General features: G+C 72.0%; 16 protein-coding genes, 4 tRNA genes, 2 pseudogenes and 1 riboswitch. Of the genes and pseudogenes, 14 read left to right on the top strand and 8 right to left on the bottom strand.

The genetic code is table 11. From position 1 onward, the window contains the following. Positions 1-88: 88 nt before the first annotated feature. The 3 genes from HN013_RS20710 to HN013_RS20700 form a co-directional block, all read right to left on the bottom strand. A tRNA-Phe gene (locus tag HN013_RS20710) sits at positions 89-165 on the bottom strand. A 24-nt stretch (positions 166-189) separates the two neighbouring features. Then, positions 190-264: transfer RNA gene (locus tag HN013_RS20705), tRNA-Asp, on the bottom strand. 37 nt (positions 265-301) lie between these two features. Then, a tRNA-Glu gene (locus HN013_RS20700) sits at positions 302-374 on the bottom strand. A 289-nt stretch (positions 375-663) separates the two neighbouring features. Here HN013_RS20700 and HN013_RS20695 point away from each other — a divergent pair. The 5 genes and pseudogenes from HN013_RS20695 to HN013_RS20675 all read left to right on the top strand — a co-directional run bounded on the left by HN013_RS20695 (position 664) and on the right by HN013_RS20675 (position 4,426). Beyond that, positions 664-1,014, top strand: coding sequence for a metallopeptidase family protein (locus tag HN013_RS20695; protein WP_171168366.1), 351 nt, complete (start codon positions 664-666; stop codon positions 1,012-1,014). Between the two features lie 98 nt (positions 1,015-1,112). Next, entirely contained in the window at positions 1,113-1,673 is a 561-nt protein-coding gene (locus HN013_RS20690) for a hypothetical protein (RefSeq protein ID WP_171168365.1), read from the top strand. Positions 1,674-1,959: 286 nt separating this feature from the next. Continuing rightward, a pseudogene (locus HN013_RS20685) lies at positions 1,960-2,451 on the top strand (DEAD/DEAH box helicase); the annotation flags it as partial. A 14-nt stretch (positions 2,452-2,465) separates the two neighbouring features. After that, positions 2,466-4,202, top strand: a pseudogene (locus tag HN013_RS20680) (helicase-related protein); the annotation flags it as partial. 151 nt (positions 4,203-4,353) lie between these two features. Beyond that, positions 4,354-4,426: transfer RNA gene (locus HN013_RS20675), tRNA-Lys, on the top strand. Between the two features lie 206 nt (positions 4,427-4,632). On the opposite strand, the gene HN013_RS20670 is transcribed toward HN013_RS20675, so the two are convergent. Continuing rightward, on the bottom strand, positions 4,633-5,019 hold the full coding sequence (locus HN013_RS20670; protein WP_171168363.1) for a winged helix-turn-helix domain-containing protein: 387 nt from the start codon (positions 5,017-5,019) through the stop codon (positions 4,633-4,635). A 202-nt stretch (positions 5,020-5,221) separates the two neighbouring features. Further along, positions 5,222-5,551, bottom strand: coding sequence for a nuclear transport factor 2 family protein (locus tag HN013_RS20665; RefSeq protein WP_212764607.1), 330 nt, complete (start codon positions 5,549-5,551; stop codon positions 5,222-5,224). A 217-nt stretch (positions 5,552-5,768) separates the two neighbouring features. On the opposite strand from HN013_RS20665, the gene HN013_RS20660 reads away from it, so the two are divergent. The 7 genes from HN013_RS20660 to HN013_RS20630 all read left to right on the top strand — a co-directional run bounded on the left by HN013_RS20660 (position 5,769) and on the right by HN013_RS20630 (position 14,560). Then, the gene (locus HN013_RS20660; protein ID WP_171168359.1) at positions 5,769-6,569 is read left to right on the top strand and encodes a DUF6227 family protein; all 801 of its coding nucleotides are present in this window, start codon (positions 5,769-5,771) and stop codon (positions 6,567-6,569) included. Positions 6,570-6,824: 255 nt separating this feature from the next. After that, positions 6,825-7,028, top strand: coding sequence for a cold-shock protein (locus HN013_RS20655; protein WP_171168357.1), 204 nt, complete (start codon positions 6,825-6,827; stop codon positions 7,026-7,028). Positions 7,029-7,424: 396 nt separating this feature from the next. Next, positions 7,425-9,002 carry a DEAD/DEAH box helicase gene (locus HN013_RS20650; RefSeq protein WP_171168355.1) on the top strand — a complete coding sequence of 526 codons (1,578 nt, stop codon included), beginning with the start codon at positions 7,425-7,427 and terminating at the stop codon, positions 9,000-9,002. Positions 9,003-9,113: 111 nt separating this feature from the next. Then, positions 9,114-10,283 (top strand): PP2C family protein-serine/threonine phosphatase, encoded by a 1,170-nt coding sequence (locus tag HN013_RS20645; RefSeq protein ID WP_312018669.1) that lies wholly within the window; start codon positions 9,114-9,116, stop codon positions 10,281-10,283. Positions 10,284-10,485: 202 nt separating this feature from the next. Further along, a riboswitch (cyclic di-AMP (ydaO/yuaA leader) is annotated at positions 10,486-10,642 on the top strand. 11 nt (positions 10,643-10,653) lie between these two features. Beyond that, positions 10,654-11,895 (top strand): M23 family metallopeptidase, encoded by a 1,242-nt coding sequence (locus HN013_RS20640; protein ID WP_312018668.1) that lies wholly within the window; start codon positions 10,654-10,656, stop codon positions 11,893-11,895. 164 nt (positions 11,896-12,059) lie between these two features. Next, positions 12,060-13,526: an MFS transporter gene (locus HN013_RS20635; protein ID WP_312018667.1), complete on the top strand. Its 1,467-nt coding sequence runs from the start codon at positions 12,060-12,062 to the stop codon at positions 13,524-13,526. A 77-nt stretch (positions 13,527-13,603) separates the two neighbouring features. Beyond that, a complete protein-coding gene (locus HN013_RS20630) occupies positions 13,604-14,560 on the top strand; it encodes an aldo/keto reductase (protein WP_171168351.1) in 957 nt (318 codons plus the stop codon). Positions 14,561-14,620: 60 nt separating this feature from the next. On the opposite strand, the gene HN013_RS20625 is transcribed toward HN013_RS20630, so the two are convergent. Together HN013_RS20625 and HN013_RS20620 are read right to left on the bottom strand one after the other, a co-directional pair. Next, positions 14,621-14,926, bottom strand: coding sequence for a hypothetical protein (locus HN013_RS20625; protein ID WP_171168457.1), 306 nt, complete (start codon positions 14,924-14,926; stop codon positions 14,621-14,623). A gap of 146 nt (positions 14,927-15,072) precedes the next feature. Further along, positions 15,073-16,050, bottom strand: coding sequence for a helix-turn-helix domain-containing protein (locus HN013_RS20620; protein ID WP_312018666.1), 978 nt, complete (start codon positions 16,048-16,050; stop codon positions 15,073-15,075). A gap of 73 nt (positions 16,051-16,123) precedes the next feature. On the opposite strand from HN013_RS20620, the gene HN013_RS20615 reads away from it, so the two are divergent. Next, entirely contained in the window at positions 16,124-17,356 is a 1,233-nt protein-coding gene (locus HN013_RS20615) for an MFS transporter (protein ID WP_171168349.1), read from the top strand. A 133-nt stretch (positions 17,357-17,489) separates the two neighbouring features. On the opposite strand, the gene HN013_RS20610 is transcribed toward HN013_RS20615, so the two are convergent. Further along, a complete protein-coding gene (locus tag HN013_RS20610; RefSeq protein ID WP_171168347.1) occupies positions 17,490-18,248 on the bottom strand; it encodes a hypothetical protein in 759 nt (252 codons plus the stop codon). Between the two features lie 332 nt (positions 18,249-18,580). On the opposite strand from HN013_RS20610, the gene HN013_RS20605 reads away from it, so the two are divergent. Beyond that, positions 18,581-19,273 (top strand): hypothetical protein, encoded by a 693-nt coding sequence (locus HN013_RS20605; protein WP_171168345.1) that lies wholly within the window; start codon positions 18,581-18,583, stop codon positions 19,271-19,273. Positions 19,274-19,295: the final 22 nt, after the last annotated feature.

Genomic DNA, 19,295 nt, shown 5'->3' with positions numbered 1-19,295 from the left:
GGCGGGACGAAGCGGCGAACGCATTTCCCCGGCCGGTGGGCCGGGGGGCGCACGACGAAGGCCCCGATCCGGGGATCGGGGCCTTCTGTGGTGGCTGGGGCCGGGGTCGAACCGGCGACCTTCCGCTTTTCAGGCGGACGCTCGTACCAACTGAGCTACCCAGCCACGCGATTCCCGGGGGAATCACAGCGGTCCTGACGGGATTTGAACCCGCGGCCTCCACCTTGACAGGGTGGCGAGCACTCCAAACTGCTCCACAGGACCAAGCTATGTGCGAAACAGTGTCTCACACGATGTTGCGTGCCCCCAACGGGATTCGAACCCGTGCTACCGCCTTGAAAGGGCGGCGTCCTGGGCCACTAGACGATGAGGGCTAACTGACCAGTACTGCTGTGCTTCTGGAAGTGCCTCCAGAGAGGAGGACGTGAGAAGCATGTGACTCCGCTTTCCCCCGGAGGGTTCCGCTTCTCCTTCGACCTTTCGGTCTTGGGACGGTCAAGCCCTGACCGCTGCCCTTTGGCAGGTCAAGACTGTACACGCCGCCGCGCGCACGGCCAAACCGAATAGGTGACGGGCCGCGGATCACCCTCGGCACGGCTCGCATCGGGCCCGTATGCCCGCCGGACGGGCCGTCGGCCGGGTGCGTACCCGACAATGGCGAGCGTGCTGGAGATGACGCGCGAGGAGTTCGAAGAGCTGGTCGCCGAGGCGCTGGACCGGATCCCGCCGGAGCTGACGCGGCTGATGGACAACGTCGCCGTGTTCGTCGAGGACGAGCCCCCGGCGGACGAACCGGAGCTGCTCGGGCTCTACGAGGGGACGCCGCTGACGGAGCGCGGTGAGTGGTACGCGGGGGTGCTGCCGGACCGGATCACCATCTACCGGGGGCCCACGCTGCGTATGTGCGCGACGAGGGAGGAGGTCGTGGCCGAGGCGGAGGTGACCGTGGTGCACGAGGTGGCCCACCACTTCGGTATCGACGACGAGCGGCTGCACGCGCTCGGCTACGGCTGAGCCCGCCGCCTCCGGTGTGCCGGGGCGCGTGTCCTGCGCGGTGCGGGGCCAGTTGGGCAGGGAGCCTGTCCCCGCGAGCCCCGAAGGCGGTCCCTCCCATGCGCGCGATCCCCGTGCACCCCGCGCCCCCCGTGGGCCGGGTGCGGCCGGCGTCCACCCTGCTGCACTCGGCGGTCACCCGTTTCGCGGCCGTGGCCGTGGCGACCCTGGCTCTCGGCGGCTGCATGAGCGTGAGCGAGCCGGGCCGGCCGGCGCCCTCGGAGTCCGGGCGGCAGCGCGAGTCCGGGGCCCGGCCGGACGGCGGGAAGTCGGCGCCGGGCGACCGGCAGGGGCGTGCGGACGCGAAGGGGGCGCGCGGCGTCAGCGGCAGCCCCTCGGTGAAGGAGGCGCGCGGCGGGGCTTCGAGCGCTGCTCCTTCCGCCGATGCGAAGGCGGGTGCCTCGGCGTCCCCGCCGCCGGCCGGACCGGCCAAGCCGGGTGACCGGAAGAAGCCCCCGGCGCCGGGTGTGTCCCCCGCCCCGGCGAAGCCGCCCGCGTCCTCCGCACCGCCCTCCCGTCCGACTCCCGACCCGGCCCCGACACAGCCCGTGCCCCCGTCGCCGGCCACCACCGACTCGCCCGCGCCGCACCCGACGCCGCAGGCCGGGCCGGTCGCGTAGGCACCCGGGCCGGGCGCGGGCCGCTGTGGGACGCCGCGGGGCACTGTGGGATGTTGGGGGGCATTGTGGGGCGGGCCACAGGGGGATCCGGAGGGCGGGGTTGCGCCGGACGGCGATGAGTGCGTATGGTGGTAGATCGTTTGATCCCATTTGCCCGGCGCCTATTGATGCGCGCCGCGTGGCGCGTTCCTTACCTTGCCGTGGCTGACCGCATCGAGGCGGTCATTTGTGAAGCCGACACGGAGCTTGGGCGCGTGCCGAAACTCCGGAAGGTTTCGCATTTCGCATGTCCATTTCGCCTGACACCACCACCATGCCCGAGGCCGACGACGCGATCGTCGAGGCCGCCGCAGAGGTCGTCGAGGCCGCCGAGGCCGTCGAGCCCGCCGAGCCGCAGATCACCTTCGCCGACCTGGGCCTGGACGACGCGATCGTCCGCAAGCTCGCCCAGAACGGCGTCACCACCCCCTTCCCGATCCAGGCCGCGACCATCCCGGACGCCCTGGCCGGCAAGGACATCCTCGGCCGCGGCCGCACCGGCTCCGGCAAGACCCTCTCGTTCGGTCTGCCGCTGCTGTCGACCCTCGCGGACGGCCACACCGAGAAGAAGCGTCCGCGCGGTCTGATCCTCACCCCGACCCGTGAGCTGGCGATGCAGGTCGCCGACGCCCTCCAGCCGTACGGCGACGTGCTCGGCCTCAAGATGAAGGTCGTCTGCGGCGGTACGTCCATGGGCAACCAGATCTACGCCCTGGAGCGCGGCGTCGACATCCTCGTCGCCACCCCGGGCNGTACGGCGACGTGCTCGGCCTCAAGATGAAGGTCGTCTGCGGCGGTACGTCCATGGGCAACCAGATCTACGCCCTGGAGCGCGGCGTCGACATCCTCGTCGCCACCCCGGGCCGGCTGCGCGACATCATCAACCGCGGTGCCGCCTCGCTCGACAAGGTCCAGGTCGCCGTCCTCGACGAGGCCGACCAGATGGCCGACATGGGCTTCCTGCCCGAGGTCACCGAGATCCTCGACCTGGTGCCGTCCGGCGGCCAGCGCCTGCTGTTCTCCGCGACGCTGGAGAACGAGATCGACACGCTGGTCAAGCGCTACCTGGTCAACCCGGTCACGCACGAGGTCGACGCGGCGCAGGGCGCGGTCACCACCATGACCCACCACGTCCTCGTCGTGAAGCCGAAGGACAAGGCGCCGGTCACCGCCGCCATCGCCGCCCGCAAGGGCCGCACCATCATCTTCGTCCGCACCCAGATGGGCGCCGACCGCGTCGCCGAGCAGCTGGTGGACTCCGGCGTGCGCGCCGACGCCCTGCACGGCGGCATGACCCAGGGTGCCCGTACCCGCGTCCTGGAGGACTTCAAGTCCGGCCGTGTCGGCGTCCTGGTCGCCACCGACGTCGCCGCCCGCGGTATCCACGTGGACGGCATCGACCTGGTCCTCAACGTCGACCCGGCCGGTGACCACAAGGACTACCTGCACCGCTCCGGCCGTACGGCCCGTGCCGGCCAGTCCGGCACGGTCGTCTCGCTGGCCCTGCCGCACCAGCGCCGCCAGATCTTCCGTCTGATGGAGGACGCGGGCGTGGACGCCTCGCGTCACATCGTCGGCGGTGCCGGTGCCTTCGACCCCGAGGTCGCCGAGATCACCGGTGCCCGCTCCCTCACCGAGGTGCAGGCCGACTCGGCCGCCAACGCCGCCAAGCAGGCCGAGCGCGACCTCGCCGACCTGAACCGCGAGCTGGAGCGCGCCCAGCGCCGTGCCACCGAGCTCCGCGAGGAGGCCGACCGCCTGCTGGCCCGTGCCGCCCGTGAGCGCGGCGAGGACCCGGAGGCCGCCGTGGCCGCCGCGGCCGAGGAGGCCGCCGCCGAGGCCGCCCGGATCGCCGAGCGGGCCGCCACCGTGCCCACGCAGGCCGAGCCGGTCCACGAGCGCCGTGACGAGCGGGGCAACTTCGAGCGCCGCTCGGGCGGTTTCCGCCGTGACGACCGCCGTGACGACCGCTCCGGTGGCTTCCGCCGGGACGACCGTCGTGACGACCGGGGCGACCGTGGCGGCTTCCGCCGCGACGACCGTCCGTTCAACCGTGACCGCCGCGACGACCGCCCGTCCGGTGGCTTCCGCCGCGATGACCGTCGTGACGACCGCGGCGACCGCGGTGGTTTCCGCCGGGACGACCGTCCGTCGTTCCGCCGCGACGACCGCCCGTCGGGCGACTTCCGCCGTGACGACCGTCGCGACGACCGCTCCGGTGGCTTCCGCCGCGACGACCGCCCCTCCGGTGGTTTCCGTCGCGACGACCGTCCGTCCTCCGGCTTCCGCCGCGACGACCGCCCGTCCGGTGGCTACCGCTCCGGCGGCGGCGACCGTCCGTTCAACCGTGACCGCCGTGACGACCGTCCGTCCGGTGGCTACCGCTCCGGTGGCGGCGACCGCCCCCACGGCCGTCGTGACGACCACCGCGGCGCCGGTTCGTCGTTCGACCGCCGTGCCGACAAGCCGCGTTGGAAGCGCAACGGCTGAGCCTTCGGCCGACCACCCTTCCCACCAGCGGAACTGAGGGCCCGTAACGGGACTCCGGTACCGGAAGGCCTCCCTCCAAGAGGCCTTCCGGGAAAGTGCCGGGGATAACGACTCTGGTTCCGGCGCCCTGCCGGGCTATGCTGCGGGGTGCGGGCCGTTAGCTCAATTGGCAGAGCAGTGGACTTTTAATCCATTGGTTGTGGGTTCGAGTCCCACACGGCCTACCGCCGAGGCCCAGGTCAGAGAGGTTCTGATCTGGGCCTCTCGGTGTTTTCCGGGCATTGGACGACAGTGGTCCGGCCAATGCCCGGCCGAATTGCCCGTACCGGTGGAGCGGGAAGGCCGGGCCGGCAATGGACCCGGCCTTCCGAATGGTGATGTGCGTCACCTCCGTGTCGCCGACGGGCTGCCGGAGGAGGCGTAGAACGGATCAGCCGACGGTGGACGGCCGCGACGGGTCGTACGCGTACCCGACGTGCCGCACCGTCGTGATCACCGTGCGGTGCTCCGGGCCGAGCTTGCCGCGCAGCCGGGCGATGTGGACGTCCACGGTCCGGCCGCCGCCGACGGCGGTCGGCCCCCACACGGACGCCAGGAGCTGGCGCCGGGTGTGCACCTGGTGCGGACGGGTGACCAGATGCGCCAGGAGCTCGAACTCGCGATCGGTGAGCCGGAGTTCCCGTCCGCCGACGACGGCCGTGCGCCGCTGGTAGTCGAGGGCGACCCGCTCGTTCGCCGGCCGGTGGCCGTGGACCGCGGCCGGGCCGACGAGGTGGGCCGGACGGCTCCGGAGGGCCCGCGGGGAGTGCAGGGACATGAACGTTCCTCCTCTGACCCCGTCGGGAGGCGGTCACCTCCCGTCGGCAGTAAGAAGGAAGCGCCGGGAGGCGGGTTGCCCCGGTGGCCGGCGTGCGCACAACATCCTCACGCATGGGCGGGACGGGTGCGGGTCGGGTGCGGGACGGGTGGGGGACGGGTGGCGGAATCGGAACCTCCGGTGCCGGCTCCCGGCCGCCCGGTCAGCCCTGGCCCACGTCCAGCCGGGTGATCCGCCCCTCGCTGATCTGGAAGTGCCAGAACGTCTTCGGGAAGTCCCACTGGTCCGAACGGAACCGGCCGAGCACGTACCGCCCGTGCTGCCGCTCCTCCTCGACCTCGATGCGCCCGTGTGCGCCGAACACCTCGCGTTCCGCCCAGGCCCGCAGGTCCTGGAGGGCGCCGTCGTCGGTGAGCTCGGCGTGGTCGGCGAAGGCTCCGTAGAAGGCGTCCCGGTCGCCGTCGCGCACCGCGATGACCACGGCTCGGACGGACGGATCGCTGAGTTCCTCGGGGGACAGGGCGGGGGACAAGGCGGCCTCCTGCGCGTCGGGTGCCGATGGGCGGTGCCGCGGGCCTCGTGCGGCATCCGGCACACGTCTTCGACTGTAGGCCGGGGACCCGTGGGGCGCGCGTCCGCCGGCCCGGCGGGCGCCCCGGCGGATGCGGCGAACCCGCCCCTGTCCCGTGTTCGCGCCGCTACCGTAAGTGCGCGGGGTGGGCAGGAAGAAGGCCGGGAGGTCGAGAGGCATGGAGCAGATGCGCACGGGCGGGGGAGACAACCGGAACGGCGGCCCGACGCCCGCCGAGCACGTGGCCGAGCTGCTGGGACGCGCGCAGAACGGCTTCGAGATCGCCGAGCCCCTGCTGGAGCGGCTGCGCACCGCGCTGATGCACCAGGCGGAGCTCCGCTCGTACCGGCAGCGCAACGACGGCGTCCGCCCGCTGCGGTGCAACACCTACCGCCATATCTTCCTCCTCGCCGACGGCAGTAGCCTGCTGCTGTACGAGCTGGAGCACGACACGGGGACGGGCGAGGATCTCCAGTACGAGCTGTACGCCCGCGAGGACGCCCTCGACGAGGCCGAGCGCCGGGTCCACGAGCGGATCGGCGGGGGCATCGGGCCCGGCTGCGAGGACGAGGAGCTGCCGGCCTGGCTGGCCGAGGAGCTGCTGCTGGCCATGGGGCCCGTCCGGCCGCGCCGCGAGTACGTCTCCGAGGCCTCGCCCGACCACGCCCGGCGGCTGCTGCGCCGGGCCGAGAACCCGGACGGTCCTGGCGAGGTCGTCGGCGAGATCCTCCAGGGCGCCCTCGGCCACCACATCGCGCTGATCACCAAGCCCCGGCGGCGCGGGCCCGGCCGGGACGCCACCTGGTGCCGGTTCTACGAGCACGCCTTCCTGCTGGAGGGCGGGGGCGAGGTCTCGCTCTGGGAACTGGAGCACAACATGACGTCCGACGGCCGGCTCGTGTGTGAGGTGTACCTCGACGAGGCGGACGCCGAGGTGGCGGCCGACCGGCACGCCAGGGCCCTGGGAGTCGAGTTATAGGCCGGGATTCCGGGGGCCCGGGCGGGTTCCCCCGGGAAATGCGGCCGGGTGTTCCCGGCGCCGGAATGGACGGCCGGAGGAGGGCGGGGCGGAAAGCCAACGGGGGGCCGCCGTCCGATGTGCTACGGTTGTTCGAGTTGCAGTTGTGGTACCCATGAACTCGTGTGCGCCTCGGCCATGTAGCCGATGGCGCACTTTTGTTTATGCCGGTCTATTCCGGCGGTGGGGCCCCATCCCATTACCAAGGAGATAGACATGGCTACTGGCACCGTGAAGTGGTTCAACTCGGAGAAGGGCTTCGGCTTCATCGAGCAGGACGGCGGCGGCCCCGACGTCTTCGCCCACTACTCGAACATCGCCTCCACCGGCTTCCGTGAGCTGCTCGAGGGTCAGAAGGTTTCCTTCGACGTCACGCAGGGCCAGAAGGGCCTGCAGGCGGAGAACATCGTCGGCATCTGACGTTCGTCGTCACCCGGTGACGACTATCGTCGTCGTTCCGACGACTCTCGACGCACGGGCGACACCCGCGCGCGAACGGCTCCCGTCCCCGTGAGGGGCGGGCCCTCGGCGCATGGGTGTCGCCCGACGCACGAGGCCATGGGGCCCGCACCACTGGGTGCGGGCCCCATTTTCGGTCCGGTCGTACAGCCGGTCCGGTAGTGCAGCTGGTCCGGCAGGTACAGCCGGTCCGGTAGATACAGCCGGTTCAGTAGGTACAGCTCCGGTCCAGCAGACGTACAGCCGCTCCAGCCGAACCCGCCGCTCCAGCCGACGCACAGCTGACAGCGCCGCACCCGCACCACTCCGCACCCGCACCACTCCGCACCACCCACGCCCAGCCAGGGAAGGTCCCGCATGCCACGCTCCGCCCGCCCCGCCCGTCCGCCCCGTTCCACCGGTACGCGCGGCGGCCAGTCGGCGCGCCGCAGGCCGGCCCCGCCCGCCGACGGTCCGGCGGAGTTCGAGACCCCGGTGAGCACGACGCCCGCGCTGCCGCCGGTGGAGTCCTTCGACGACCTCGGCCTGCCCGCCGGGCTGCTGTCGACCCTGACCCGCGAGGGTGTCACCGCGCCCTTCCCGATCCAGGCCGCCACCCTCCCGAACTCGCTCGCGGGGCGCGACGTCCTCGGCCGCGGCCGCACCGGCTCCGGCAAGACCCTGGCCTTCGGCCTCGCGCTGCTGGCCCGCACCGCCGGCCGCCGGGCCGACCACCGCCGTCCGCTCGCGCTCGTCCTCGTCCCCACCCGGGAGCTGGCCCAGCAGGTCACCGACTCGCTGGCCCCGTACGCCACGGCCGTGAACCTGCGGACCGCCACCGTGGTCGGCGGCATGTCCATCGGCCGCCAGGCCAACCAGCTCGCCCGTGGCGCCGAGGTCCTGGTGGCCACGCCGGGCCGGCTCGCCGACCTCATCCAGCGCGGCGACTGCTCCCTGGCCGATGTGGCGATCACCGTCCTGGACGAGGCCGACCAGATGGCCGACATGGGCTTCCTGCCGCAGGTCACCCGGCTCCTGGAGCAGGTCGCCCCGGGCGGGCAGCGGATGCTCTTCTCGGCGACGCTCGACCGCAACGTCGACCGGCTCGTCCGCCGCTTCCTCAGCGACCCCGTGACACACTCCGTGGACCCGTCCGCGGGGGCGGTCGTCACCATGGAGCACCACCTGTTCCACCTCGCGGACGACGACGCGAAGAAGGACGCGGTGACCCGGATCGCGGCCCGTGAGGGACGCGTGATCATGTTCGTGGACACCAAGCGCGGTGCCGACCGGCTGACCAAGCGGCTGCTGTCCCAGGGCGTCCGCGCTGCCGCCCTGCACGGCGGCAAGAGCCAGCCGCAGCGCAACCGCACGCTGGAGCAGTTCCGCACCGACGAGGTCACCGCGCTCATCGCGACCAACGTGGCGGCCCGCGGCATCCACATCGACGGCCTGGACCTGGTCGTCAACATCGACCCGCCCGTCGACCACAAGGACTACCTCCACCGCGGCGGCCGGACCGCCCGTGCGGGGGAGTCGGGCACGGTGGTGACCCTGGTGCTGCCGGAGCAGCGGCGCGAGATGACCCGCATGATGACCAACGCGAAGATCGCGCCGCAGGTGACCCGGGTGGTTCCCGAGGACGCCGAGGTCGCACGGATCACCGGGGCGCGTGAGCCCAGTGGGGTGCCCGTGGTGATCACCCCGCCGACCCCGCCGGCCCCGGCCCGCAGCGCGTCCTCCGGGACGCGCTCCGGGCGCGGGCGCGGACGCGCCGGCTCGGGTGCCAAGACGGGCACCAACACGGGCACCAAGACGGGCACCAAGTCTGGCGCCAAGACGAGTACCGAGGCGGGTACCGAGGGCCGGCGGGGACCCCGCCGCCGCCCCCGCCCGGACGGCGCGGCACCGGCGGCGCGCGGCGGTGGCCGTACGCGGCGGTCGTCGGCAGGGTAGGGGACCCGGGGGCCGGCCCGGCCCCCACACGGCCCACCCCCGATGGACGGCGCCTCCCCCTGGGACCAGGGTGGGAGGGAGCAGACGCCGGCCGGGTCAGGAGAGCGCACGGTGGGGAAGCGAGACGGGCCGGAACGCACCGCCCCGAACGTGCTGTTGCGCGCCGCGTGCTGGCTCCCCGCGGTCCTCCTCGTGGCGGGCGAGGTCTTCGCCTTCCTCACGCCCCCCAACTACAACTCCGCCCCCTTCTTCGCCGCCGCCCCGCTCGTCGCCGCCTCCCTGCTCTCCGCCCGGGCCACCGTGGTGACGGCGGTGATCGCGGTGCTGGCGTCCGTGGACATCACCGTCCACCGCGGCGCCCCGAGCACCGGCGAATCGGTCACCGAGAACGTCACGGTCCTGACCGTCGCCCTCCTCGCGCTGGGCATCAACCGCGTCGTGCGCCGCAGCGACAGCCGCCTCAGGTCCGCCCGCGGCATCGCCGAGGCCGCGCAGCGGGCCGTCCTGCCCGCCCCGCCGGCCCGCCTGGACGGGCTGCGCGTCGCGGCCCGCTACGTGGCGGCGCAGGCCGACGCCCGGATCGGCGGCGACCTGTACGCCGTCCAGGCCACCCCGCACGGCGTACGCCTGATCGTCGGCGACGTCCGCGGCAAGGGGCTCGGCGCCGTGGAGGCCGTGGCCGTCGTGATCGGCGCGTTCCGGGAGGCGGCTGAGGGGGAGCCGACGCTGTCGGGGCTCGCGTCGCGGCTGGAGCGCGCGTTGCGGCGGGAGGGCGGACGGCGGGCCAACATCGACCAGTTCGAGGGGTTCACCACCGCCGTCCTGGCCGAGGTGCCGCACGGCGACGGCGAGGTCCTCCGCCTGGTGAACCGCGGCCACCCGCCCCCGCTGCTGCTCCGCGCGGACGGCACGGTGGCCGAGACGGGTCCGCGGACGCCGGCCCTGCCGCTCGGCATGGGCGAACTGGGGGAGTGGCCGGACCGGGTGGAGGAGTGGGCGTTCCCGCCCGGGGCGACGCTGCTGCTGTTCACCGACGGGGTGACGGAGGCGCGGGACGCCGCCGGGGTCTTCTACGACCCGCAGGACCGCCTGGCCGGGCGGCAGTTCAGGAACCCGGACGCCCTCCTCGACCACCTCGTGGCGGACGTGGCCCGGCACACGGGCGGCAGCGGTGACGACGACATGGCGCTGCTGGCCGTCCGGCGGACCGAGCACCACCACCCCGCCGGCCGCGCGATGAGCTCGGGCGTCGCCCGGAACGTGGCGCGCGGCCGTTTCTGATCCCCCTGTCCCTCCGCCCCCGTCCGGCGCCGCGCCGACCCGTCGCCACGCTGAATAACGAGTGACACACCATCAGTGCGAATCACGACCCGATCTTGCCAACAGGCCCGTGGATTCCCGCTTTCGGCTTGGAAACAACCAGCCCTGTCTATTAACGTTCGATAACGCAGCGCGTTCCTCATACCGCCGCAAGAGGCGGCACCGCGCGCCTTCGCCGAATCCCGTGGGTACGAATGGGAACCGGGGAACCACCGACCCTTGGGGTGCGACGGGCCGTGTTCCGGCCCGTAGAGATCTTCTTCCCGAACGGCCTGGGGGGAACCCCACCGCTCACCCGGCAGGCGAGAGGGAAGGAAAGGAGAGCGCCCCCGTGGCGTCCAACAGGTCCGCAGGCGGAGACAGTTCGCACGGCTCCTGGCCGGGGTCCCCTCACGGGGACGAACCCGGCCCTTCCCCCGTCCACCCGCCGCACCACGGCGGTACGGACGGCCCCGACGGCTACGACACAGGCCTGCCCGGGCCCGTCGCGGAGCACGACCTCCCGGCCCGCGGCCGGCACCGGGTCCCCAAGCAGCGCGGCGGCTCGATGGCCCGCAGCGGTGCCGTCCTCGGCGTCGGCGTGATCGCCGCGGTCGGCGCGGGCGGTATGGCCAGCGCGCAGGAGCGCCCGGCGGCGATATCCGTGCCGGACGTCGGCCCGCACCTGTTCGACGACGGGGACGACGACGAGGAGAGCACGGACGCCGAGGCCCGCGCGGAGGCCGCCCGGGCCCCCGAGGCCGCGGATCTGGCGCAGGGCTCGTCCGACGCGGGCGAGGCGCTGCGCGCCCGTATCCTCCAGCAGGCCGAGCACCAGCGGGACTCCGCCGGCGCCGAGGTGACGCACGAGGCGCAGGAGCGGGCCGAGGCGGACGCCCGGCGGATGGCGGCCGCGAAGGTGGCGGCGGCCACGAAGCTGACGGCGGAGCGCAAGGCACAGGCCACGGCCTCGGTGCGGTCCGCCGCGGAATCGTCCGCGACGGCGCACTCCGACGCGTCGCAGGCGGCCGCGGGCGCCCGGCAGGCCGGGCAGCCGCACTCCGCGCCGCGGACCGCCGGGCAGGCGTCGAAGGCCCGGGCCGACGCCGCCGCGCAGGCCGGCGCCGCCAAGGCGGCGAGCAGGGCCCAGAGCGAGACCCGGCGCGCGGCGGACCGGATCAACGCCACCCGGGCGAAGCGCACCTACGTCATGCCCGTCTCCTCGTACCGGATCACCGCCCGCTTCGGCCAGTCCGGCGGCATGTGGTCGCACCGGCACACGGGTACGGACTTCGCCGCCCCCACGGGCACCCCCGTCAAGGCGGTGCACGGCGGCAGGATCACCCACGCGGGCTGGGCCGGCTCGTACGGCTACCGCATCGTGCTGCGCCTGGACGACGGGACGGAGCTGTGGTTCTGCCATCTGTCGTCCATCGTCCGCACCAAGGGCAAGGTCGCCGCCGGGCAGGTCATCGGCCGGGTCGGGGCGACGGGCAATGTGACGGGCGCGCACCTGCACCTGGAGGTCAGGCCGCACGGCGGGCATCCGGTCGACCCGCTGCACTGGCTCCGGTCGAAGGGGCTGCGTCCGTAGGGCGAGCGTTGGGGTGAGGGGGCGCGGGGCCCGGATGTGGGGCGAGGGGCTCGGGCGTGGGGCCCGGGGCTCGAAGCCCCTCCCGTGCGCCGTGGTTCCCCGCCCGCACCCCGATTCGGAAATTTGCCGCGAATGTTCCGTGTGCGATCGGGAACTCAGATTGTGTGACGACCGCGACCATCAGCACTTCTGTGCCCGCGCGCCTGGACCGGCTGCCCTGGTCCCGGTGGCACTGGACTGTGGTGATCGGACTGGGCACGGTCTGGATCCTCGACGGCCTGGAGGTCACGGTCGTCGGGAACATCGCGGGGCGCCTCTCCGAACGGGGGAGCGGCCTGCCCATCACCGGAGCCCAGGTGACCGGCGTGGCCGCCGCGCTCTATGTGACGGGCGCCTGCATAGGCGCCCTGTTCTTCGGCCGGCTCACCGACCGTTTCGGCCGTAAAAGACTCTTCATGGTGACCCTCGCGGTCTATCTGGGCGCCACGGCCCTGACCGCGCTCTCGTACTCCTCCTGGTGGTTCTTCGCCTTCCGGTTCCTCACCGGTTTCGGCATCGGGGGCGAGTACGCGGCCATCAACTCCGCGGTCGACGAGCTGATCCCGGCGCGCTACCGGGGCCGCATCGACCTCGTGATCAACGGCAGCTTCTGGCTGGGGGCCATCGCCGGCTCGCTGCTGTCGATATTCCTCCTGGACACCCGGATCTTCCCGAAGGACGTGGGCTGGCGGCTGACGTTCGGCCTGGGCGTGGTCCTGGGCTTCGTCATCCTGCTCGTCCGCCGCCAAGTGCCGGAAAGCCCCCGCTGGCTCTTCATCCACGGCAAGGCGGAGGAGGCCGAACGCCTGGTCGACGCCATCGAGCTGCGCATCGAGGCCGAGAAGGGCATCAAGCTGGCCCCGCCCGCCGGGCGGATCACCATTCGCCAGCGCAAGCGCACGGGATTCCGTGACATCGCCCGCACGGTCTTTACGGACTACCGGCGCCGCGCCGTCCTCGGGCTCGCCCTGTTCATCGGACAGGCGTTCCTCTACAACGCGATCACCTTCGGTTTCGGGGAGATCCTCACCAAATTCTTCGGTGTCTCCACCGGGCGCACCGGCTACTTCTTCGCGGTCATAGCGGTGGGCAACTTCCTCGGTCCGCTTTTCCTCGGCAAACTGTTCGACACCGTGGGCCGGCGCATCATGATCTCGTCGACGTTCCTGCTGTCCGGGGTGCTGCTCTTCGGCACGGCCTGGCTCTTCGACGCCGGCCACCTGAGCGCGAACACCCTGACCGGCTGCTGGTGCGTCGTCCTCTTCTTCGCCTCCGCCGGGGCGAGCAGCGCGTACCTCACGGTCTCCGAGGTCTTCCCGACCGAGACCCGGGCCATGGCCATCGCCTTCTTCTACGCGGTGGGCACGGCGGCGGGCGGCATCAGCGGCCCGCTGCTCTTCGCCCAGCTGACGAGCACCGGCGTCGTCGGCGACGCGGTCCTGGCGTTCCAGATCGGCGCGACGCTGATGTGCCTGGCCGGGGTGATCGCCGCCTTCCTGGCGGTACGGGCCGAGGGGCGGTCCCTGGAGGACATCGCCACGCCGCTCTCCGTCCAGCCGGAGCCGCTGCCGGCCACCGCGCCGGTGGAATAGCTCCCTCCGGGGCCGGGGCGGGAATCCGCCGCGGCCCCGGAGGAATAGCGTTTCCCACGAGCACGCTGGAACAGGACATGACCGACGAGCACCATCACCACACCCGGAAGATCGGCAGTCTCTCCGTCCACCCGCTCGCCCTCGGCGGCAACGTCTTCGGCTGGACGGCCGACGAGGCCGAGTCGTTCGCCGTCCTGGACGCCTATGCCGAGGCGGGCGGCAACTTCATCGACACCGCGGACGCCTACTCGGCCTGGGCCCCCGGCAATTCGGGCGGTGAGTCCGAGACCGTCATCGGCGACTGGCTGGCCTCCCGCCGCAACCGCGACGACATCGTCGTCGCCACCAAGGTCGGTGCCGGCTACCCGGAGCGCCGCGGGCTGTCCGCGGCCGCCATCAAGGAGGGCATCGAAGGCTCCCTGCGCCGGCTGCGCACCGACCACATCGACCTCTACTACACGCACTACGACGACCCGTCCCTGCCGGTCGAGGAGTACCTCACCACGCTCGACGCGCTGGTGAAGGAGGGCAAGGTCCGCGAGATCGCTGCCTCCAACGTCACACCGGAACGGCTCGCCGAGGCCCTGGAGTTCTCCGACTCCGCCGGCATCGCCAAGTACGTCGCGATCCAGCCCGGTTACAACCTCGTCTCGCGCGACACCTACGAGGGCCCGCTCGCCGACGTCGCCGCCCGGCACGGCCTCGCCGCCGTTCCGTACTACGCCCTGGCCTCGGGCTTCCTCACCGGCAAGTACCGCCCGGGCGGCACGGTCGACAGCGCCCGCGCGGGAACCGCCGCCCAGCACCTGGAGACCGCCCGCGGACGCCGGGTGCTGGCCGCCCTCGACGAGGTGGCCGCCGCGCACGACGCCGAGATCGCCACGGTGGCCCTGGCCTGGCTGGCGAGCCGGCCGACGGTCGCCACCCCGCTGGCGAGCGCGCGCACCGTCGAACAGCTGCCGCCGCTGCTGGCGTTGGCGGACCTGAAGCTGACGGAGGCGGAGCTGGCGCGTCTCACGGAGGCGTCGGAGTAGTTCCGGGTCGGTTCCTCTCCCGATGACGGCGGGGGAGGAACCACGTTCCACCGGTCTCGCTCAGCGCGCCGCCGTGCGCTCCACGGCCCAGGAGGCGAGCGCGACGCTCCCCGCCACGCCCAGCACGGACGGCCAGGCGCCGACCTTCTTGGCCAGCGGGTGGGATCCGGCGAACCCGGCCACGTACAGCCCGGTCAGCGCGGCGGCCTTGCCGGACCCCACCTTGCCGGCCCACTGGCGGGCGGCCATGATCCCGGCGGCCCCGAGGGCGAGCCCGCCGAGGGGCCGCTTCCCGGTCAGCCGGGCCACGCTGTATCCACCGACGAGCCCGGTCGCGGCCACCACGGACGCCGGAACTCGTGTCACTGCATTCATCGCTGCCATTCCGGCAACCTCCGCATCAAAGACATCAAGAGACGCGCACGTCTGTCCCGACACTAACGCGCGCTCCCGCGGGGGTTGTCGGCGAGAGGGCGGAAGGCGACCCTCCGCACCCGGTCCGGCGGTCCGGCTCAGACCGGTGCCGTCAGCAGCGACTCCGCGACGGCCGTACGGGCGTACAGCACCGACCGTCCCGCCCGGTGCGCGCTGACCATCCCGGCCCCGCGCAGCGCCGCCAGGTGCTGGGAGACGCCGGCGGCGGAGATGCCGGTGCGGCCGGCCAGCTCCGTCGTGGAGGCGGGCGCGTCGAGCTCGGTCAGCAGCCGGGTCCGGGAGCGGCCGAGGACGGCGGCGATGGCCTCGGCCCGCGCCACCGGCCGGTGCTCCCACAGCGTGCCCGTCCCGCGGGCGGGGTAGGCGAGCTGCGGCGGTGCCGGGGGACGCGTCCAGGTCAGCACGTTCGCGGCGAACGCGGAGGGGACCAGCAGCAGTCCGGGACCCGTTGTGTGGCGCGTCACCAGGCAGCTCCGCCGGACCAGCCGGAGGGTGTTGTCGTCCCAGCTCACCGAGGTGTGCAGGTCGTTGAAGAACCGTCCGGCGCCGTGCTCGGCGACCTGGCGGGCGCGGTGGAAGACCTCCGCGTCCAGCACGCTGCGGATCTTCGCCCAGTAGGGGGCGAGCGCGAGCTCCCAGTACGTTTCGATCTCCTCCGTGACCTGCGACAGCCACGCCTCGGGAGCCGACCGCAGCGCCTCGCACCGCGCGGAGCTCCGGCCCAGGTTGTCGAGGTCGGCCACCACCGACTCGGCCGGGGTCGCCCTGATGGCGGCCAGTTCGGCGTCCAGGGACGGCGACGGCTCGGCGGGGAACGGGGTGAGGAAGTCGCAGAGGTAGCCGTCGGCGGGCACCAGCTCGGCCAGCCAGCCCGCGGTCAGCCCGGCGTCGGCCACCCTCGGTCGCACCTGGTCCACCCACGGGTGGTGCACCGGGTGGGCGGCCCGTGACATGAGCAGCCGGAAGCTTGAGACCACTTCCCACATCGGTGAGACCGCGAAGCGCGTGAGCGCGAGATCGTCGGCGGAAAAAGCCAGTTCGGAGAGCACGGACACCCCCGTCGTCCGGTTGCATTCAGGCTGAGCTTAATCAATGGCCGCCGTCCGGGCACCGGGCGAAGGTCTGCTCATGCTCTCCACCTTCAGCGGCCTCCCCCGCACCGCCTGGATCGTCTTCAGCGGAACCGTCGTCAACAGACTCGGCTACCTCGTCACCCCCTTCCTCGTCTTCTTCCTCGGCTCCCGCGGCATCCCCACCGACCAGATCCCCTACATCCTGGGCGCGCTGGGCGCCGGCAACCTGGTCGGGCCCGCGGTGGGCGGCCTGCTGGCCGACCGCATCGGCCGCCGCGCCACCATGCTCACCGGTCTGCTCGGCACCGCGGCGGGCCAGGGCCTCCTCTTCGCCGCGCCGAACACCGTCACCCTCGCCGCGGCCGCCGCCCTCCTCAGCGGCGCCGGCAGCATGGTCGGCCCGGCCGCGGGAGCCCTCCTCTCCGACAGCGTCACCGCCGACCGCCGCCGTGCCGCCTTCTCCCTCTTCCACTGGGCCGTCAACATCGGCACCGCCGTCGCCGGCGTCCTCGGCGGCTTCCTTGCGGCCCGCGGCTACTGGCTGCTGTTCGTGGTGAACGCGGCGAGCACCCTGGCCTACGCCCTGATCGCCGCGACCATGCTGCCTCGCGGCCGGACCGCCGTCCCCTCCAAGGCCGACGGCCAGGGCTACGGCGTGGTCGCCCGCGACCCCCTGATGCGGGCCCTCCTGCCCCTCTTCTACGTCGCCCTGATCATCTACACCCTCACCGAGGTGGCCCTCCCCCTGGCCATCCGCGACGACGGCCTCTCGGCCACCACCCTCGGCCTGATGTCCACCCTCAACGCCGTCCTCGTCGTCGTCCTCCAGCCCGTCGCCACCACCGTCCTGGCCCGCTTCCGCCAGATCCCCGTCTACGTCGCCGGCAGCATCCTCACCGCCCTCGGCGTCGCCCTCACCGGCCTCGCCCACACCACCTGGGCCTATGCCGCCACCGTCGTCCTCTGGTCCCTCGGCGAAGCCACCCTCGGCGGCACCGCCGGCGCCATCGTCGCCGGCCTCGCCCCCACCCACGCCCGCGGCCGCTACCAGGGCGCCTACCAATGGACCTGGGGCGTCGCCCGCTTCACCGCCCTCGCCCTCGGCACCACCCTCTACGCCAACACCGGCCCCGCCTTCATCTGGTGGTTCAGCGCCCTCGCGGGCGTCGCCGCAGCCCTCGCCATCGGAGCCCTGGCACCGGCGATCGGACGGCGGGCGGGGAACGCGGAGACGGCCGTGCCCGAGACCGCCACGAAGGATGCGGGAGCCGAACTGGCCGACGCGTAGGCGGATGAGGGCGGCAAAGGTGAAGCGTTAGGTAAGGCTTGGTTCAGTACGGCGCTTCAACGTCGCTGCCGGCTGAGCAGGCTGGGCAGAACTACGGCGCGGGCGAGGTGGCTGATGCTCCTCGCCCGCTGTTCTACTCAGCTGGATCTGCGTGTTTGAGAGACGTTCGGAGAATCGCATTCGCGTCGCTCGTCATGCCGAACTCGTTCAGCTGAAGCGCGACACGGATGACCAGGTTGCTCGGCTGCTCCCGCCCGAAGAGCTCGATGAATGTATCGGCCAGATGGCCGTGCTGCTGCCGAAGCAAGGTCAGGGAAGCGGCACTCTCCAGCGGTGTCAGGACCTTCACGGTGTCCCGCAGCAACGTGAGGACCTCCCCTGACGCGTTTTTATTATCCCCTTTGAGTAGTTTCGCCGCCCGGTTGGCTAGTTGCGTCGCGGCGGCAACATCGGCGGCACTGTGTTGCCGGTCCCCGTAGGGAGGGGGGACCGGCAGGTGCGTTGCCAGCTCGCTGGTGTCAGCGGAGAACTGCTGAGTGCCGGCTTGTGAGTCTTGCTCTCTGTGAACCTCAGCCTCTCTGTGAACCTCAGCCTCGACAGACTCGCTGTGCGAGTGCTTCGTGCAGCCCGCCTTCAACGATGCGCACTCGCCCCTCAGCGACTGGAGCTTCTGGCGGAGTTCTGCGCAGGAGGCGCAGAGCTTTGGCTCCGCTTGCTGTTGCAGCTTGACGAAGTGAGAGTGCGGCTTCATCTCCACGCCCGCTGAATCGTGTTCTGCCAGCTTGTACAGCTTTGCTACGAAGGTCAGGGGAGCGACGCGCTTGCCGCGGAAATACCGGCTAAGCGACGCCCGGTCCACGTGGTACTGAGCTTCGCTCCTGAGGCGGTCCATGAGTTGCTGCAGGGTAGGCCGTGATGGCTTCAAGAGGCTGCGGAGCTCCTGCAGCCCCTCGGCAAGGGCCTGCCTGCCCGGCGGGATGCCGCCCTCGCTGCGGCCTTGACGGGTCACTTCACGTTGGCGCTGACGCAATACCGATCCCCCTGAGCTGCCGGTCGAGGGCATCTAGTGTGCATCAGGGGCCTGTTGCCATCTAGCGAGCAACCTGGGTTTCCTCTGGATTTCTCTTCGCTCGGGGGGTGTTATGGAACCCGCCGCCGACATCCGGGGGAGGCCAGGCCGTAGCACGCGGCCCGGCGGGTTCGGCATGACTGAATGGAGTCTTTATGGCGCTGCCGTCGTGGCAGGACAAGGGGAAGTACGGGAGCAAGGTCCGCGCCGCGCTGTGGCTTGAGACGGTCGTAGGGGAGGGCAACATCTTCACCAAGCCTCAGCTGCGCGAGGCCTTCCCGGATGTTGCGCAGATCGACCGGCGCATGCGTGACCTCCGCGATCACGATTGGACGATCCACACGAAGCGTGAGGATCCCTCCCTGAAGCAGGAGGAGCAGCGGTACGTCAAGAAGGGCGCCGAGATCTGGATCCCGGGCCAGGCGAAGTCCGAAAAGTTGAAGCCGAGCCTGACGGCTGCTCAGCGGACCAAGACCATGGTGGCCGACAGCTTCCTCTGCCGGTCGTGCGGGATCGGCGCTGGCGAGTTCTACAGCGATGGGGGGCAGTCGCAGCTGGACGTTGCCCGGCGCAGGGTGCGGCTGGAGAACGGTCTGGAGGAAGTGCAGCTGGTAACTGAATGCAGCCGTTGCCGCATTGGCGGCCGCGACCGTGTGGCTGACCTTGATGCCGTCATCAAGGGCTGGGAGGAGTTGATCCCTATTGAACAGAGGGTCTTCGCCTCCTGGGTCGAAGACGACCAGCGCAAGCTGAGCGGCTTGGAGAAGCTGTGGGGTGTCTACCGGTCGTTGCCGGAGGATGCCCGGGAGACGGTTAAGCGGGCTATAGAGCGTGCCGGCGAGCAGTAGCCGGGGAAGGACGGATGGTTAC

This window comes from Streptomyces sp. I05A-00742, from assembly GCF_013055795.1.
Taxonomy (GTDB): Bacteria; Actinomycetota; Actinomycetes; order Streptomycetales; family Streptomycetaceae; genus Streptomyces.
The sequence above is the reverse complement of the archived record's forward strand: the minus strand, read 5'-3'. Positions and strand labels throughout refer to the sequence as shown.